This window comes from Variovorax glacialis, from assembly GCF_051216375.1.
Lineage (GTDB): Bacteria > Pseudomonadota > Gammaproteobacteria > Burkholderiales > Burkholderiaceae_C > Variovorax.
In genome coordinates this window covers 476710-493330 of sequence record NZ_JBPJZT010000003.1, presented here as the reverse complement: position 1 = coordinate 493330, position 16621 = coordinate 476710, and the positions used below count along the sequence as shown (strand labels likewise).

At 66.4% G+C, this 16621-nt stretch carries 14 protein-coding genes; 10 read left to right on the top strand and 4 right to left on the bottom strand.

Annotated features, from left to right (window positions below; all coding sequences use genetic code 11):
* The first annotated feature begins 78 nt into the window (after positions 1-78).
* From ACSFBL_RS11035 to acnB, 5 genes are all read left to right on the top strand, one after another.
* A complete protein-coding gene (locus tag ACSFBL_RS11035; protein WP_435515800.1) occupies positions 79-1065 on the top strand; it encodes a malate dehydrogenase in 987 nt (328 codons plus the stop codon).
* A gap of 138 nt (positions 1066-1203) precedes the next feature.
* Positions 1204-1980 carry a trans-aconitate 2-methyltransferase gene (gene tam / locus ACSFBL_RS11030; protein ID WP_435515934.1) on the top strand — a complete coding sequence of 259 codons (777 nt, stop codon included), beginning with the start codon at positions 1204-1206 and terminating at the stop codon, positions 1978-1980.
* 7 nt (positions 1981-1987) lie between these two features.
* Positions 1988-2998 (top strand): HpcH/HpaI aldolase/citrate lyase family protein, encoded by a 1011-nt coding sequence (locus ACSFBL_RS11025; RefSeq protein ID WP_435515799.1) that lies wholly within the window; start codon positions 1988-1990, stop codon positions 2996-2998.
* Between the two features lie 26 nt (positions 2999-3024).
* Positions 3025-3567, top strand: a complete 543-nt coding sequence (locus ACSFBL_RS11020) for a hypothetical protein (protein WP_435515798.1) — start codon at positions 3025-3027, stop codon at positions 3565-3567.
* Positions 3568-3632: 65 nt separating this feature from the next.
* On the top strand, positions 3633-6218 hold the full coding sequence (acnB, locus tag ACSFBL_RS11015) for a bifunctional aconitate hydratase 2/2-methylisocitrate dehydratase (protein ID WP_435515797.1): 2586 nt from the start codon (positions 3633-3635) through the stop codon (positions 6216-6218).
* A gap of 68 nt (positions 6219-6286) precedes the next feature.
* On the opposite strand, the gene ACSFBL_RS11010 is transcribed toward acnB, so the two are convergent.
* Both ACSFBL_RS11010 and ACSFBL_RS11005 read right to left on the bottom strand, forming a co-directional pair.
* Positions 6287-6787, bottom strand: coding sequence for a pyridoxamine 5'-phosphate oxidase family protein (locus ACSFBL_RS11010; protein WP_435515796.1), 501 nt, complete (start codon positions 6785-6787; stop codon positions 6287-6289).
* A 113-nt stretch (positions 6788-6900) separates the two neighbouring features.
* On the bottom strand, positions 6901-7737 hold the full coding sequence (locus ACSFBL_RS11005) for a helix-turn-helix domain-containing protein (protein ID WP_475539793.1): 837 nt from the start codon (positions 7735-7737) through the stop codon (positions 6901-6903).
* Between the two features lie 111 nt (positions 7738-7848).
* Here ACSFBL_RS11005 and ACSFBL_RS11000 point away from each other — a divergent pair, with 111 nt between their 5' ends.
* The 5 genes from ACSFBL_RS11000 to ACSFBL_RS10980 all read left to right on the top strand — a co-directional run bounded on the left by ACSFBL_RS11000 (position 7849) and on the right by ACSFBL_RS10980 (position 14479).
* The gene (locus tag ACSFBL_RS11000) at positions 7849-10716 is read left to right on the top strand and encodes an aconitate hydratase (RefSeq protein ID WP_435515794.1); all 2868 of its coding nucleotides are present in this window, start codon (positions 7849-7851) and stop codon (positions 10714-10716) included.
* Positions 10717-10834: 118 nt separating this feature from the next.
* Positions 10835-11116, top strand: a complete 282-nt coding sequence (locus tag ACSFBL_RS10995; RefSeq protein WP_435515933.1) for a FeoA family protein — start codon at positions 10835-10837, stop codon at positions 11114-11116.
* On the top strand, positions 11109-13007 hold the full coding sequence (gene feoB / locus ACSFBL_RS10990; RefSeq protein ID WP_435515793.1) for a ferrous iron transporter B: 1899 nt from the start codon (positions 11109-11111) through the stop codon (positions 13005-13007). The genes ACSFBL_RS10995 and feoB overlap by 8 nt, the downstream gene beginning before the upstream one ends.
* 1 nt (position 13008) lies before the next feature.
* The gene (locus tag ACSFBL_RS10985) at positions 13009-13287 is read left to right on the top strand and encodes a DUF6587 family protein (RefSeq protein ID WP_435515792.1); all 279 of its coding nucleotides are present in this window, start codon (positions 13009-13011) and stop codon (positions 13285-13287) included.
* A 13-nt stretch (positions 13288-13300) separates the two neighbouring features.
* A complete protein-coding gene (locus tag ACSFBL_RS10980; protein ID WP_435515791.1) occupies positions 13301-14479 on the top strand; it encodes an FAD-dependent monooxygenase in 1179 nt (392 codons plus the stop codon).
* A 1-nt stretch (position 14480) separates the two neighbouring features.
* On the opposite strand, the gene ACSFBL_RS10975 is transcribed toward ACSFBL_RS10980, so the two are convergent.
* Positions 14481-15731: an SMI1/KNR4 family protein gene (locus ACSFBL_RS10975; protein ID WP_435515790.1), complete on the bottom strand. Its 1251-nt coding sequence runs from the start codon at positions 15729-15731 to the stop codon at positions 14481-14483.
* Between the two features lie 46 nt (positions 15732-15777).
* The gene (kynA, locus tag ACSFBL_RS10970; protein ID WP_435515789.1) at positions 15778-16614 is read right to left on the bottom strand and encodes a tryptophan 2,3-dioxygenase; all 837 of its coding nucleotides are present in this window, start codon (positions 16612-16614) and stop codon (positions 15778-15780) included.
* Between the last annotated feature and the right edge of the window lie 7 nt (positions 16615-16621).

Sequence of the window (16621 nt, the reverse complement as noted above, 5' to 3'; positions counted from 1 at the left end):
GGGCCACTGTCCCGGGCCGACCTCGTGGCCGCACTCCGCGGCTGTGCACCGTTTCCCATCATTTCCTGGAGTTTTCCCATGAGCAAAAAGCCTGTTCGCGTTGCCGTCACCGGTGCCGCTGGCCAAATCGGTTACGCCCTGCTGTTCCGCATCGCCTCCGGCGAAATGCTTGGCAAGGACCAGCCGGTCATCCTGCAACTGCTCGAGATCCCCGACGAGAAGGCCCAGAAGGCGCTCAAGGGCGTGATCATGGAACTCGAGGACTGCGCCTTCCCGCTGCTCGCAGGCGTGATCCCCACCGGTGACCCGCTGGTCGCCTTCAAGGATGCCGACTACGCGCTGCTCGTCGGTGCCCGTCCGCGTGGCCCCGGCATGGAGCGCGCCGACCTGCTCGCTGCCAACGCACAGATCTTCACGGCACAGGGCAAGGCGCTCGACCAGGTCGCCAGCCGCAACGTCAAGGTGCTGGTGGTCGGCAACCCCGCCAATACCAACGCCTACATCGCGATGAAGAGCGCGCCGAGCCTGCCGCGCAAGAACTTCACCGCCATGCTGCGTCTCGACCACAACCGCGCCGCCAGCCAGATCGCCGCAAAGACCGGCACGGCCGTGGGCGACATCGAGAAGCTCACCGTCTGGGGCAATCACTCGCCCACCATGTACGCCGACTACCGCTTTGCCACTGTCGGCGGCAAGGGCGTCAAGGACCTCATCAACGATCAGGTCTGGAACGCCGATGTGTTCCTGCCGACCGTCGGCAAGCGCGGCGCGGCGATCATCGAGGCGCGCGGCCTGTCGTCGGCCGCCTCGGCCGCCAATGCAGCCATCGACCACATGCGCGACTGGGCCCTGGGCTCCAACGGCAAGTGGGTCACGATGGGCATCCCGTCGGACGGCCAGTACGGCATTCCGAAGGACGTGATCTTCGGCTTCCCCGTCACCACGGAAAACGGCGAGTACAAGTTGGTCGAAGGCCTCGAGATCGACGCATTCAGCCAGGAGCGCATCAACAAGACGCTGAAAGAGCTGCAAGACGAACAAGCCGGTGTAGCCCACTTGCTGTAAACCCCCAGGCTTCGCGCACTGCGTGTCGCTTCGCCAACCCCCTTGCAGGGGGCAACACCTGCGGCCCGGCAAAGCCGGGTCCGCGGTGTTTCACGAAGGGCGCCGTTGCGCAGCCTGCAGACATTGCCCAACCTGACCATGCTCGACTGGAATCCCGCGCTTTATCGTCGCTTCGAGGATGAGCGCACGCGCCCGGCAGCAGAACTGCTGGCGCGGGTACCGCTGACCGAGGCGGCCCATGTGGTCGATCTCGGTTGCGGGCCGGGTAACTCCACCGAGCTGCTCGTGCAGCGCTTCGCCGGCGCTGCCGTTGTCGGCACCGACAACTCCGAGGCCATGCTGGCGAGCGCGCGGGAACGCCTGCCGCAAGCCCGCTTTGAATTCAGCGACATCGCGACCTGGCAGCCCGAGCAGCCGCCCGATCTCATCTACGCCAATGCCGCCCTTCAATGGGTGCCCGACCACGAAGCGCTGATTCCCAGGCTCTTCGCCGCGCTGGCACCGGGCGGCGTGCTGGCGATCCAGATGCCCGACAACCGCCAGGAGCCCACGCATCGCCTGATGCGCGAGGTCGCGGCCGAGGCGCCCTGGGCGATCGCCATCGGCAACGCCGACAAGCTGCGCACGCAACTCTTGTCGATCGACGGCTACTACGACCTGCTCGCTGCCGATGCAGCCAAGGTCGATGTGTGGCGCACGGCATACCAACATCCCATGGCCTCCGCAGCCGCCATCGTCGAATGGGTCAGCGGCACCGGCCTGAAGCCCTTCGTCGATCGCCTGACGCCCGAATTGCGCAGCAGCTACCTCGCCGAGTACGAAAAGCGCATCGCGACGGCCTATCCGCCGCGCAGCGACGGCCGCCTGCTGCTGGCCTTCCCGCGCATGTTCATCGTGGCGCAGCGGAAGGCGTGAGCACCGAATGAGCGCATCCACCTCCCCCAGCCTGCATCCCCGCGAGGTGCTGCTCGGCGCGCGGGCCGGTACCGTCGTGCTGCCCGTCTGCGACCACTACAGCGGCGTCGAAGCACGAATGCGCAAGAGCCTCGCGCTGCAGGCCGAGATGGCGGCCGAGTTCGGCGCCTGCGTCTTCGATGTGACGCTCGACTGCGAGGATGGCGCCCCGGTCGGTGGTGAGGCCGAGCATGCGGCGCTGGTCACCGAACTCGCGCTGTCCGCGGCATCCGGCATGCGCGTCGGCGTGCGGGTCCATCCGGTCGACCATCCCAGCTTTGCCGGGGACGTGATCACGATCGCAGGTCGCGCGGGCCACCGCCTGAGCCATCTGATGGTCCCGAAGGTGGAGTCTATCGACGACGTTCGCGAGGCGGCCGAAGCGCTCGACGCCGCCGGCGCCGAGGCGCTTCCCTTGCATGTGCTGATCGAATCGCCGCTGGCTGTTCATCGCGCCTTCGAGATCGCCGCGCACCCGCGCGTGCAGTCGCTCAGTTTCGGTTTGATGGACTTCGTGTCGTCCCACGGTGGTGCGATTCCCGCCGACGGCATGGGCGCCGCGGGACAGTTTTCGCACCCCTTGGTGGTGCGCGCCAAGCTGGACATCGCTTCCGCCGCCCACGCCCACGGCAAGGTGCCCTCGCACTGCGTGGTGACAGAGTTCAACGACATCGACGCGATGCGCGCCGCGGCACGAAGAGCGGCCAGCGAATTCGGCTACACGCGCATGTGGAGCATCCACCCCAACCAGATCCGCCCCATCCTCGAGGCTTTTGCGCCCGACGACCGGCAGATTCAAATCGCTACAAAAATCACCGCTGCTGCCGCTTCGGCCGCGTGGGCGCCGGTGAGCATCGATGGCACATTGCATGACCGCGCCAGTTACCGCCATTTCTGGCAGGTCCTGGAGCGGGCGCACGCCACGGGCCGCACTTTGCCTCCCGAAGCGCAAGCGTGGTTTGCCCCCTCTTCATCCTGAAACCCAACCCTCGAAAGAACTCCACCATGAAGACAATTGCGCTGATCGCCGCCGCTGCCTTGGCAATCCCGCTGGCAGCAACGGCCCAGACCGCCACGCCGCCCCAGGGCAACAAGCCGAAGGTCACCCACAAGGTGCTGCCCAAGAAGATCGTCAAGAAGCTGGAAGAAAAGCAGCCGATCGTCGAGGAAACCGACGTCACCCTGACGGCCGAGGACCTGAAGGTCGCGGAACGTGTCTACACGGGCATGATCAAGTGCGAGCTCGGTGCGAGCGTCGACATCGTGGCCGACGACAAGAAGCCCGGCTTCTTCACGCTGACGCACGCCAACGTTCGCTATCGCCTGCACCCGGTTGAAAGCCGCACGGGCGCGATCCGTCTCGAGGACCCCCGTCAAGGCGCCATGTGGCTGCAGCTGGGCAACAAGTCCATGCTGATGAGCCAGAAGCAGGGCCTGCGTCTTGCCGACGAATGCCAGGCCGCCAAGCAGGCCGAGTTCGCCGAGGACATGAAGAAGAACCCGCCCAAGAGCCTGTTCGACGATTCGGCGTCCACGACCAAGCAGTAAGTCAAGGCGCGGCTCTTGCTTGTCGCGGGAGCCGCCCGCCCATTTGTGTTTCCGGAGAAAAGAAGATGTTGCAAGCCTACGTTGACCATGTCGCCGAGCGCGCCGCGCTCGGCATCCCGCCCCTGCCGCTCACTGCCAAGCAGACTGCCGAGCTGATCGAGCTCATGAAGTCGCCGGCCGCTGCCGACGCCGAGTTCCTGCTCAACCTGCTGACGCACCGCGTGCCTGCGGGTGTGGACGACGCGGCCAAGGTCAAGGCGAGCTACCTCGCCGCCGTGGCACATGGCACCGAGAAGAGCCTGCTGCTGACGCGCGCCCGCGCGACCGAACTGCTCGGCACCATGCTCGGCGGCTACAACATCGGACCGCTGGTCGACCTGCTTGACGATGCCGAAGTCGGCGCCGTCGCGGCCGAAGGCCTCAAGAAGACGCTGCTGATGTTCGACCAGTTCCACGACGTCAAGGAAAAGGCCGACGCGAACAACGCCAATGCCAAGGCCGTGCTGCAAAGCTGGGCCGATGCCGAGTGGTTCACCAGCCGCCCCGAAGTGCCCCAGAGCATCACCGTCAGCATCTTCAAGGTGGCCGGTGAAATCAACACCGACGACCTGTCGCCCGCGCCCGACGCGACGACGCGTCCGGACATCCCGATGCACGCACTCGCGATGCACAAGAACGCACGTCCCGGCATCGTCCCCGAGGAAGACGGCAAGCGCGGCCCGGTGAAGTTCATCGAAGACCTGCGCGCCCGCGGCCACCTGGTGGCCTATGCCGGCGACGTGGTCGGTACAGGCTCGTCGCGCAAGAGCGCAACCAACTCGGTGCTGTGGTTCACCGGCGAAGACATCCCCTACGTGCCGAACAAGCGTTTCGGCGGCGTCTGCCTCGGCGGCAAGATCGCCCCCATCTTCTACAACACGATGGAAGACTCCGGCGCGCTCCCTATCGAGCTCGACGTCAGCCAGATGAACATGGGCGACGTCGTCGAACTGCGTCCCTATGAAGGCAAGGCGCTGAAGGACGGCAAGGTCATCGCCGAGTTCTCCGTCAAGAGCGATGTGCTGTTCGACGAAGTGCGCGCCGGCGGCCGCATTCCGCTGATCATCGGCCGTGGCCTCACGGCCAAGGCACGCGAAGCGCTGGGCCTGCCGGCTTCGACGCTGTTCCGCCTGCCGGTCAGCCCGGTCGATACCAAGAAGGGCTTCTCGCTCGCGCAGAAGATGGTCGGCCGCGCCTGCGGCCTGCCGGAAGGCCAGGGCGTTCGCCCCGGTACCTACTGCGAGCCCAAGATGACCTCGGTCGGCAGCCAGGACACCACCGGCCCGATGACCCGCGACGAACTGAAGGACCTGGCCTGCCTGGGCTTCAGCGCCGACCTCGTGATGCAGTCCTTCTGCCACACGGCGGCCTACCCGAAGAAGGTCGACGTCAAGATGCACCACGAACTGCCAGATTTCATGGCAACGCGCGGCGGCGTCTCGCTGCGTCCGGGCGACGGCGTGATCCACAGCTGGCTCAATCGCCTGCTGACCCCCGACACCGTGGGCACGGGCGGCGACAGCCACACCCGCTTCCCGATCGGCATCAGCTTCCCCGCGGGTTCGGGCCTCGTGGCCTTCGCGGCCGCCACCGGCGTGATGCCGCTCGACATGCCCGAATCGGTGCTGGTGCGCTTCAAGGGCAAGATGCAGCCCGGCGTGACGCTGCGCGACCTGGTCAATGCGATCCCCCTGTACGCCATCAAGCAGGGCCTGCTGACCGTCGAGAAGAAGGGCAAGAAGAACATCTTCTCCGGCCGCATCCTCGAAATCGAAGGCCTGCCGGACCTCAAGGTCGAACAGGCGTTCGAGCTCAGCGACGCTTCGGCCGAACGCTCGGCCGCCGGTTGCACGGTGCACCTGAACAAGGAACCGATCATCGAGTACATCAACAGCAACATCACGCTGATGCGGTGGATGATTGCCGAAGGCTACGCCGATGGCCGCACGCTGGCCCGCCGGATCGCCGCGCAGGAAGCCTGGTTGAAGGATCCGCAACTGCTCAAGGGCGATGACGACGCCGACTACGCCGCCGTGATCGAGATCGACCTGGCCGACATCCACGAGCCGATCGTGGCCTGCCCGAACGACCCCGACGACGTGAAGACGCTGTCGGACGTGGCCGGCGCCGCGATCGACGAAGTGTTCATCGGCTCGTGCATGACCAACATCGGCCACTTCCGCGCCGCATCGAAGCTGCTCGAAGGCAAGCGCGACATTCCGGTCAAGCTGTGGATCGCGCCCCCGACCAAGATGGATGCACAGCAACTCACCGAGGAAGGCCACTACGGCGTCTTCGGCAATGCCGGCGCACGCACCGAGATGCCCGGCTGCTCGCTGTGCATGGGCAACCAGGCGCAGGTGCGCGAGGGTGCGACAGTGATGTCGACCAGCACGCGGAACTTTCCCAACCGTCTGGGCAAGAACACCAATGTGTACTTGGGCAGCGCCGAACTCGCGGCCATCTGCTCGCGCCTCGGTCGCATTCCGACCCGCGAGGAGTACATGACCAACGTCGGCGTGATCGATGCTTCCAGTGAACAGATCTACCAGTACCTGAACTTCGACAAGATCGACGAGTACAAGGACATTGCTGCGACAGTGGCAGCCTGATCGACTTCCGGCATCCTTCTAAGGCCCCGCCTCGGCGGGGCTTTTTCATGGGCGCTCGCAGCCCACGTTCAGACCACGTCGAGCTTCTTATGCTCTGCCAGGTGCGTCGGCGGCTTGCCGGTGACCGCCGCCGTTGCCATCTTAAGAAGCTGGACCATCTTGCTGTCCTTCACGTCCCAGTATTCGGCGTCGACGATGCGAACGGCGAGCAGACCCAGGTTCGGGTCACTGGCGCCCTTGGGGAACCACGCTTTTGCCATCGCAGTGAAGAGCGCATCCTTCCTGGCCTGGTCTTCGACCAGCGCGGCTTCGCCCGAGATCGAGACATAGCTGTCCGCGTCGGTGTCCGCATAGGACACGTTGACACTCGGGTCGTCGACCACGTGACGGGCGATGTCCCCATCCTTCGGCACGAAGAAGTAGAGCGTGGCGCCTTCGTCGAATTTCTTGTTCTGCGTGGTCAGGGGATGGCTGTGGAGTCGCCCGTCGTCATGGCGATGGGTCAGCATGCCGTAGCGGGTGTCCTTGATCAGGTCCCAGAGCTTGGATTGTTCGTCGGTGGTACTCATGTGCGTTCTCCATGGATGGGATTGGGTTGAAGACTTCAACCTAGGCCCATCGATGCGATGCCAGCGCGCTGGCATGGCGCGTTCGCGTGTCGTCCTGCACCGACGCCGCGGCGTCACGCCGGCGGTTGCGCAGCCAGCGCGGCCAGCGCCTTCGCCGTCTGCGCATCGGCGGGAAAGAACGACTCCACCGCGAGTTCCTGCAGGGTGACGTCGACCGGCGTGCCGAAGATCGTGGTGGTGCTGATGAAACTCAGGAGGCCGCTGGGTGTGACGAGTTGAAAGGGCACGACCACGTTGGCGAGTTCGCCGCCGGCCGCTGGCGCGTCGTGGCTGACGCTCGGCGTCGGATAGGCGGCAAGCTCGTCGTGCAACGCGGACAGCGCGGCATCGCCCGTGGCGGCGATCTGCTGCTGCAGCCGTTCGAGCAGGTGCGCACGCCATTGCGCCAGGTTGGCGATCCGCGAAGCCAGGCCGTCCGGGTGCAGGCTGAGCCGGAGGACGTTGATCGGCGGCTTGACCAGTTCCGGTGCGGCCCCGGCCATCAGCAAGGGAACCAGCGCGTTGTGCGCCACCAGGTTCCAGTGGCGATCCACGGCCAGCGCCGGAAAAGGCTCGTGACCCTTGAGCACGAGATCGACCGCCCGCCGTGCCGACGCCAATGCCGGATCGTCCAGCGAGCGCTGGCGGTACATCGGCGCGTAACCCGCCGCGACGAGCAGCGCATTGCGTTCCCGCAGTGGCACCTCCAGCCGCTCGGCGAGGCGCAGCACCATCTCGCGGCTGGGCTCGGCGCGGCCGGTTTCCACATAGCTGAGGTGCCGCGTCGAAACCTGTGCTTCGTTCGCCAGGTCGAGCTGGCTGAGCCGGCGATGCTGGCGCCAATGGCGAAGATGGGTGCCGAACGGATCGGCCGCGGTCGGCGGGCTGCTTGGGATGCTCATGGCCGCCATCCTAGTGAAGGCCGGCGGAAAGGCCATGACCTCTCACGTCATGCCTGTACCGATGTCATCGATCCCTGCTAATCTTTGAGAAGCTTCCCCGAACCAAAAAGGAGTTTCCTCATGGCCAAAGAACCGGCACACGCCTTTGCCCCCACGCTGAAGACTTTCAAGACCGCATCGGGCAAGTCCGGGAAGTACTGGTCGCTCAAGGAACTCGCCAAGCAATATCCCAATGTCGACAAGCTGCCGGTGTCGATCCGCATCGTGCTCGAATCCGTGCTGCGCAACTGCGACGGCCAGAAGGTCACCGCGGAGCACGTCGAGCAGCTGGCGAACTGGTCGCCCAATGCCGAGCGCACGGACGAGGTGCCTTTCGTCGTCACGCGCGTGGTGCTGCAGGACTTCACCGGCGTGCCGCTCCTGGCCGACCTGGCCGCGATGCGCAGCGTGGCGCAGTCGCTCGGCAAGTCGCCCAAGACGATCGAGCCGCTGGTGCCGGTCGACCTCGTCGTCGACCACTCGGTGATGGTCGACTACTACGGCACGCCGAAGGCGCTCGACCTCAACATGAAGCTGGAGTTCCAGCGCAACAACGAGCGCTACCAGTTCATGAAATGGGGCATGCAGGCCTTCGACACCTTCGGCGTGGTGCCGCCGGGCTTCGGCATCGTCCACCAGGTCAACCTCGAATACTTCGCACGCGGCGTGTACAAGAGCCCGCACGACAATGGCGACCCGCCGGTCTACTACCCCGATTCGCTGGTCGGCACCGACAGCCACACGACGATGATCAACGGCATCGGCGTGGTGGGCTGGGGCGTGGGCGGCATCGAGGCCGAGGCGGCGATGCTGGGGCAGCCGGTCTACATGCTGACGCCCGACGTGGTGGGTTTCGAACTCACCGGCAAGCTGCGCGAAGGCGTCACCGCCACCGACCTGGTGCTGTACGTCACGGCCATCCTGCGGGGCGAGAAGGTGGTGGGCAAGTTCGTCGAGTTCTTCGGCCCTGGGGCGGCCTCGATCGCCGTGCCCGACCGCGCGACCATCGGCAACATGGCGCCCGAGTACGGTGCGACCATGGGCTTCTTCCCGGTCGACGAGATGACGGTCGCCTACTTCAAGGGCACGGGCCGCACCGATGCCGAGATCGAGCGCTTCGAGGCCTACTACAAGGCGCAGGGCTTGTTCGGCATGCCGGCGCCCGGCGAGTTGGAATACACCAAGGTCGTCAAGCTCGACCTGGGCACGGTCTCGCCGAGCCTGGCCGGCCCGAAGCGGCCGCAGGACCGCATCGACCTGGGGCACCTGGCGACCAAGTTCTCGGAGCTGTACAGCAAGCCGAACGAGGCCAACGGCTTCAACCAGCCGGCCGATACGCTGAAGCTGCGCTACCCGCTGACTCAGAGTGGCAGCGCCGGTGAGCAGGAAGCCGCACCCCCGCCGCCCGGTGCGCCCCGGCAGGTCGTCGAGATGGTCGCCAATCGCTCGACCAAGGCTGCGGCGCACGTGGGAGCGACCGCGCCCCCTGCGCCCAAGGGAGAGGTGACCATCGGCAACGGCGACGTGCTGATCGCCGCCATCACTTCCTGCACCAACACCTCGAACCCCAGCGTGATGCTGGCCGCGGGCCTGCTGGCGAAGAAGGCGGTCGAGGCCGGCCTCACGGTGAAGCCGCACGTCAAGACCTCGCTGGCGCCCGGATCGCGCATCGTGACCGAGTACCTGGAGAAGGCCGGCCTGCTGCCGTACCTCGAGAAGCTGGGCTTCTACCTGGCCGGCTATGGCTGCACGACCTGCATCGGCAATGCGGGCGATCTCACGGCCGAGATCAACGAAGTCATTACCAGGAACAACCTGATCGGCGCCGCGGTGCTCTCGGGCAACCGCAATTTCGAGGCCCGCATCCATCCCAACCTGAAGGCGAACTTCCTGGCCTCGCCGCCGCTGGTGGTGGCGTTTGCGATCGCCGGCAATGTGATGGTCGACCTGATGACCCAGCCGGTGGGCAAGGGCAAGAAGGGCCAGGACGTCTATCTGGGCGACATCTGGCCCACGATGAAGGAGATCGACGACAACCTGCGCTTCGCGATGAACGCGAAGGTCTTCCGCCAGAACTATGAGCAGATCAAGGACAACCCGGGCAAGCTCTGGAGCAGCATCAAGGGCACGGCCGGCCAGGTCTACGACTGGCCGAAGTCCACCTACATCGCCGAGCCGCCGTTCTTCGAGGGCTTCAAGATGAAGCCGCACGCAACGGATGCCGGCTTTACCGGTGCGCGCATCATGGCGCTGTTCGGCGACTCGATCACGACCGACCACATCTCGCCCGCGGGCTCCATCAAGGAAAGCTCCCCGGCCGGCATCTGGCTCAAGGCGCACGGCGTATCCAAGGCGGACTTCAACAGCTACGGCTCGCGCCGAGGCAACCATGACGTGATGATGCGCGGCACCTTCGCCAATGTGCGCATCAAGAACCTCATGATCCCCGCCGGGCCGGACGGCTCGCGCGAGGAGGGCGGCCTGACGCTCTTCCAGCCCGGCAACGAGAAGATGTTCATCTACGACGCCGCCATGAAGTACATGAAGCAGGGCGTTCCGACGGTGGTCTTCGGCGGCGAGGAATACGGCACGGGCTCCTCGCGCGACTGGGCGGCCAAGGGCACGCAATTGCTGGGCATCAAGGCCGTGGTCGCCCGCAGCTTCGAACGTATCCACCGCGCGAACCTGGTCGGCATGGGCGTGTTGCCGTTGCAGTTCCGTGGCGCGGATTCATGGGAAAGTCTCGGCCTTACGGGCGACGAGAAAGTCGATGTGGTCATCGGCGGTGAACTCAAGCCGCAGATGGACGTGAAGATCGTCGTCCATCGCCCGGACGGCACCCACCAGGAAGTGACGGTCCGATTGCGCATCGACACGCCCATCGAGGTCGACTACTACAAGCACGGCGGGATCCTGCCCTTTGTGCTGCGGCAGCTGCTTGCTGCGTGAGCCTGCAGGTGCCTTCTTAAAGGCATGGTTTTACCGCCCATTTGCGCTGATTTGCCCGCGGCGCCCAGTTTTCGAGAATAATTCTCATTTTGTCGATCTGGATACGCGGGTGACCACAATGACCGGCGCGGCCTTGGCCGCCATCAGCCTCCATCAGCTTCCCAATCATCAGTGGGCCACCGTGCTTGACGTCGTTCGGCCCGATGCGCCCGAGGATCGCGAACTGGTGCTTCGGCTGACCGAAATCGGGTTCGTTCCGGGCGAGGCGGTGTGCATCGTCGCGAATGGCGTGCCTGGCCGCGAGCCATTGGCCGTGCGCCTCGGGCACACCACGTTCGCCCTGCGCCGCCACGAGGCATCGCTGATTCGCGTAACGCCAGGAGCCGCAGGCCATGGTTGAAGCGACGCTGAACTTCCAGCCCGGCGCCGCCAGCTCGAAAAGCCCGCCGGAGCGCATCGCGTTGCTGGGCAATCCCAATTGCGGCAAGACCGCGCTGTTCAACCTGCTCACCGGCAGTCGCCAGAAGGTCGCGAACTATGCCGGCGTGACGGTCGAGCGCAAGGAGGGCACCTTTCGAACGGCCGCGGGCCGGCGTGTCTTCGTGCTTGACCTGCCGGGCGCCTACAGCCTCAACGCGCTGTCGGCCGACGAGGCGGTCACGCGCGACGTGGTCACCGGCAAGAGCACCGAGGCGCCGCCCGAACTGCTGGTTTGCGTGACCGACGCGACCAACCTGCGCCTCAATCTCCGGCTGGTGCTCGAGGCCAAGCGTCTGGGACTGCCGATGGTCGTGGCGCTCAACATGACCGACATGGCGAAGAAGCAGGGCATCGTGGTCGATGCGAAAGTGCTCGCGCGCGAACTCGGCGTGCCGGTGATCGAGACGGTCGGCGTGCACAGCGGCGGCGCCCGAGGCCTGCTCGAAGCGCTCGATGCGCCTGTCGCCGCCATGGCGCCGAAGCCCTGGCATGCGCCGGGCCTGGAGGATGTGCTCGACACGCAGCGGGAAGTGCGCCGCATCCTCGGACTCGCGGTTCACGAGCCAGTCGGCAGCCTCGCCACCAGCGACCGCATCGACCGCGTCGTGATGCACCCGCTGTGGGGCATGTTGGTGCTGGCAATCACGATGTTCCTGATGTTCCAGGCCGTGTTCAGCTGGGCCGAGGTGCCGATGGACGCCATCAAGGACGCCACCGCCGCGTTCGGCGAACTCATCAAGCGCGTCGTTCCCGAGGGCATGCTGCAGAGCCTGCTGGTCGACGGCATCATCGCCGGCGTCGGCGGCGTCATCGTCTTTCTGCCGCAGATCCTGATCCTCTTCTTGTTCATCCTGGCGCTGGAAGACTCGGGCTACCTGCCGCGCGCGGCCTTCCTGCTCGATCGCGTCATGAGCACCGTGGGGCTCTCCGGCCGCTCCTTCATTCCGCTGCTGTCGAGCTTCGCCTGCGCGATTCCCGGTGTGATGGCCACGCGAACCATCAGCAACTGGCGTGACCGGATCACCACGATCATGATCGCGCCGCTCATGACCTGTTCGGCGCGCCTGCCGGTGTATGCGTTGCTGATTGCCGCCTTCATCCCGGCGCGCACGGTTGGCGGCGTGTTCAACCTGCAGGGCGTGGTGCTGTTCGCGCTGTACGTCTTCGGCATCGTCTCGGCGATGGCCGTGGCCTGGGTCATGAAGCGCTTCCGCGACAGCAAGCAGCATTCGCCGCTCATGATGGAACTGCCAGCCTACCGCTGGCCCAATCTGCGCAACCTCGCGCTGGGGCTCTACGAGCGGGCATGGATCTTCATCCAGCGCGTGGGGACGATCATCCTCACGCTCACGATCCTGCTGTGGTTTCTCTCGACCTTCCCGTCACCCCCGGAAGGCGCGACCGGCCCGGCCATCCAGCACAGCCTGGCGGGCATGATCGGCCGCGGCCTCGAGCACATCTTCGCGCCGATTGGCTTCAACTGGCAGATCTCGATCGCGCTGGTGCCCGGGATGGCGGCGCGCGAGGTGGCGGTGGGCGCCCTCGGGACGGTCTACGCGCTTTCCGCGACCGGCGACGACGTGGCGGGCCAGCTCCAACCCCTGATCGCGAGCAGCTGGTCGCTGGCGACGGCGCTGTCGCTGCTCGTCTGGTACGTGTTCGCGCCGCAGTGCATTTCGACGCTGGCCACGGTCAAGCGGGAGACCGGCTCCTGGCGCTACGTGTGGATCATGGCTGGCTATTTGTTCGGGCTCGCCTACATTGCGTGCTGGATCACCTATCGGGTGACGCTGGCGCTCACAGGAGGATGAGATGACACAACAGATCGTCGTTGCGCTGATCGTCGTGCTGGCTGCGGTCTACGCCGTCTGGCGCTGGATGCCGGGCAATTGGCGCCGCGCGGCGGCCGCCCGCCTTGCCGCGGGTTCGCAACGTGCGGGACTGGTCGACGCGGAGCGCGCGCAGCAACTGGCGGCTTCGCTGGGCAAGACTTCGGGTTGCGGGTCCTGCGACACCTGCGGCAGTTGCTCGACCGGCGCAGGTTCCAGAAAAGACACAGACCGCGAACCGCCCCTGACGCGCTCGCACTGAGAGTGCGCGCTCGATGTCAGCTCACATCCTGATTGCAGGCGGGGGCATCGCGGGCCTGGCAACGGCGCTCGCGCTGGCCCGCCGGCGTCATCGCATCGACCTGCTCGAACAGGCCGTCGCCTTCGGCGAGGTCGGGGCAGGGATCCAGCTCGGCCCCAACGTCACGCGGCGCCTGCAGGCGCTCGGTGTGTCGGAGGGCCTGTTGCGCGTTGCGGCGCGGCCTGAAGCGCTGGTCGTCCTCGGTGCGACCGATGGCCGCGAGTTGGCGCGCATGCCGCTCGGCAATGCGATGCTGCACAGCTACGCCGCGCCTTATCTTTGCGTCCACCGCGCGGACCTGCACGCGCTGATGCTGGCTGCCGTCCGTGGAACGGGCGCCGTCACGCTCACCACCGGCGCCCGCGTGACCCAGGTGGTGGCGCGGGGCGACCTCGTCTGCGCATCGAGCACCGGCACGCGCGCCTGGGAAGGCGATGCGCTCATCGGGGCGGATGGGCTCTGGAGCACGGTGCGTCCCTCCGTGGTCGAAGATCCGACGCCGCCCCGTGCGACGGGCCACACGGCGTGGCGGGCGCTGGTCGAGCAATCGGCATTGCCGGCATCGCTGCGCAGCACGCAGATCCGTGTCTGGCTCGGGCCCCGTCTGCATGCCGTGGCCTATCCCGTGCGTCGAGGGGATGCGCTCAACATTGTCGTTCTCGCCGAATCGGCACCCGTCGGCGATGCGCGGGACTGGGACCAGTCGACGAGCCTCGGCGCCCTCCAGGCCGCGACGGGCCGCACGTGTAGCGGACTTCAGGCGCTGCTCGAAGCGGTGCCCTCATGGCGCGCGTGGACGCTCAGTGATCGACTGCCGCTGACTGGCCCGGAGCAGATGGCCGGCGAGCGCGTGGCGCTGGTGGGCGATGCCGCGCACCCGATGCTTCCCTACCTCGCGCAGGGCGCGGGCATGGCGATCGAGGACGCAGTTGCGCTGGCGGACGCACTCGATGGCGGGGACGCGGCCCAGGTGCCGGACGCGCTGTCGCGCTACGCTGCCGCCCGCTGGGAGCGCAACGCCCAGGTGCAGGCCCGTGCCCGACGCAACGGCGAGATCTTCCACGCGACCGGATTGGTCCGCGTGGGGCGTGATGCCGCGCTGCGGCTGATGGGCACCCGCCTGCTCGACGTGCCCTGGCTCTACGACGCCTGATTCAGAGGCTGAAGCTCCGGAGGTGGTCGACGCGCTTGGTCAACCCGGCGAGGCCCAGGTAGTGCGTCAGCCGGCCCTCGCGCACTTCGATCAGCGAGGATTCGAGGTCGGTCAGGAGCCCGTCGCGGACGGACGCGTAGGCCGTCGGCAGGTCGTCATGGGATTGCGCGTAGGCACTGGCGATCAGTCGTGCGGCTGCGGGCGCGCCACAGGCAACGCATTCGGCAATGGCCGTGGCGCTGGGCTGGGCACCGTGCGCCAGAAGCAGGCTGACGAGTTCGGGCGACACGGCGTTGTCGATGTAGTCCAGGGCATCGGGTGCCACCGGCGCACCGGCCAGGACGAGCGCCGCCGCCGCGGCGTGCGCGCCGTGGCTCAGGGCCAGGTCGGTCGCGATCGCGCTGCCATGCAGTGGACCGTCCAGCGTCACGCCCGCCCCGACCAACCGTCCGATCAGCTCCGCATCATCCGTCGCGACCGCGTGGCGCAGCGCGATGCGCGAGAGCGGGCCATCCTGACCCAGCGTTCCATCGGCCAGCGGGGTCCGCCAGTCGACCATCGCGCGGCGATAGAACGCGACGAGCTTGTCCATCAACTCGATGGTCAGTCCGTGCGCCTGGTGCCGATCGTCGAGATATTCGAGCAGCGTCTGTCCGGTGAAGTACTCGCCCGCCGGGTCCAGCGGGTCCTCGTCGAGATGCAGGGTGTCGAACGCGGCGCACAGGTCGTGCGCGACCGTGGTCATGCCGTCCTCGTGCATCTCGTGGGCCCAGGCCGTCGGCAGGCCTTGTTTCCAGGCGAGGATGTGCCCGTAGTCCGGCCCGGATTCGACGACGGCGTAGATGCGGTCGCAGTCTTCGAGGCCACCGAAAGGCAGGAGGGTCAGCTTGCCGTCCCAGGCTTCATCGCTTTCCTCGGCGGCTTCCTTCGCGCCTTGCAATTCGTGGTCGATCCAGCCTTGCAGGTCGAGGTAGGCGTCGCTGCCGTTCCAGAAGAGTTCGCTCCAGCCGACCGATTCCTCGGTGCCGTTCATGCGCAGGTGGAGGTCGTAGTCGAGGCGGCCGCCCGCGGTAAGCCGCCACAGCGCGAGCAGCTCGGGTGGCAGGGGGCCCGCGCAAACGGCCTGCACCGCCGCGATCTGTTCCGGTGTCATCGGCGGCTGCGCGTCGAAGATGACGCGCCGCGCGAACAGCACGACACCGTGGGCGCGCAGCAGCGCGAGTTCGTCATCGCCGAAGTAGTCGTTGTCCATCGTCGTCTCCTCTTGTCGTGATGGAAGCGGCCCGGCCGGGTGCGGTCTAGAGATCGGTCCGAAGCTTCCAGATCTCGGGAAAGAGCACCACGTCGAGCATCTTTCGCAGGTAGCTTACGCCGCCGGTGCCGCCCGTGCCACGCTTGAAGCCGATCACCCGCTCGACCGTCGTCACGTGGCGGAAGCGCCAGAGGCGAAAGGCGTCTTCCAGATCCATGAGTTCCTCGCCGAGCTGATAGAGCTCCCAGTACTTCTTCGGATCGCGGTAGACCACCAGCCAGGCCTGCTCGACGCCATCGCTGGATTCGTAGGGCCTTGACCAGTCCCGTTCCAGGTGATCGGGCGGCACGTCCAGGCCGCGGCGCGCAAGGAGTCGCAGCGCTTCGTCGTACAGCGAGGGCGAACGCCAGGCGGCTTCGACCTCGGCCAGCAGTTCGGGGCGGTGCGCGTGTGGCTTGAGCATCGCGGCGTTCTTGTTGCCCAGTGCGAATTCGATGCAGCGGTACTGCCAGCTCTGGAAGCCGCTGGAGGCGCCGAGGTAGGGGCGCATCGCGCTGTACTCGGGTGGCGTCATGGTGGCCAGCACATCCCAGGCGTGCACCAGCTGCTCCATGATGCGTGAGACGCGCGCCAGCATCTTGAAGGCGCTGGACAGGTCGTCCTCCGCGACGCAGCGGATCGCGGCGCGCAGTTCGTGGAGCATGAGCTTCATCCAGAGCTCGCTGGTCTGGTGCTGCACGATGAACAGCAGTTCGTCGTGCGCCGGCGAACGTGGGTGCTGCGCGTTGAGGATGGTGTCGAGGCTGAGGTAGTCGGTGTAGCTCATCGAGGCGCTGAAATCGAGCTGCGCCTTTTCGTCTTGGACGATCTGTTCGGTGCTCATCGGGCCA

Coding starts and splice junctions, on each gene's coding strand:
- ACSFBL_RS11035 (WP_435515800.1), top strand. CDS start 79: ATGAGCAAAAAGCCTGTTCGCGTTGCCGTCACCGGTGCCGCTGGCCAA.
- tam (WP_435515934.1), top strand. CDS start 1,204: ATGCTCGACTGGAATCCCGCGCTTTATCGTCGCTTCGAGGATGAGCGC.
- ACSFBL_RS11025 (WP_435515799.1), top strand. CDS start 1,988: ATGAGCGCATCCACCTCCCCCAGCCTGCATCCCCGCGAGGTGCTGCTC.
- ACSFBL_RS11020 (WP_435515798.1), top strand. CDS start 3,025: ATGAAGACAATTGCGCTGATCGCCGCCGCTGCCTTGGCAATCCCGCTG.
- acnB (WP_435515797.1), top strand. CDS start 3,633: ATGTTGCAAGCCTACGTTGACCATGTCGCCGAGCGCGCCGCGCTCGGC.
- ACSFBL_RS11010 (WP_435515796.1), bottom strand. CDS start 6,787: ATGAGTACCACCGACGAACAATCCAAGCTCTGGGACCTGATCAAGGAC.
- ACSFBL_RS11005 (WP_475539793.1), bottom strand. CDS start 7,737: ATGGCGGCCATGAGCATCCCAAGCAGCCCGCCGACCGCGGCCGATCCG.
- ACSFBL_RS11000 (WP_435515794.1), top strand. CDS start 7,849: ATGGCCAAAGAACCGGCACACGCCTTTGCCCCCACGCTGAAGACTTTC.
- ACSFBL_RS10995 (WP_435515933.1), top strand. CDS start 10,835: ATGACCGGCGCGGCCTTGGCCGCCATCAGCCTCCATCAGCTTCCCAAT.
- feoB (WP_435515793.1), top strand. CDS start 11,109: ATGGTTGAAGCGACGCTGAACTTCCAGCCCGGCGCCGCCAGCTCGAAA.
- ACSFBL_RS10985 (WP_435515792.1), top strand. CDS start 13,009: ATGACACAACAGATCGTCGTTGCGCTGATCGTCGTGCTGGCTGCGGTC.
- ACSFBL_RS10980 (WP_435515791.1), top strand. CDS start 13,301: ATGTCAGCTCACATCCTGATTGCAGGCGGGGGCATCGCGGGCCTGGCA.
- ACSFBL_RS10975 (WP_435515790.1), bottom strand. CDS start 15,731: ATGGACAACGACTACTTCGGCGATGACGAACTCGCGCTGCTGCGCGCC.
- kynA (WP_435515789.1), bottom strand. CDS start 16,614: ATGAGCACCGAACAGATCGTCCAAGACGAAAAGGCGCAGCTCGATTTC.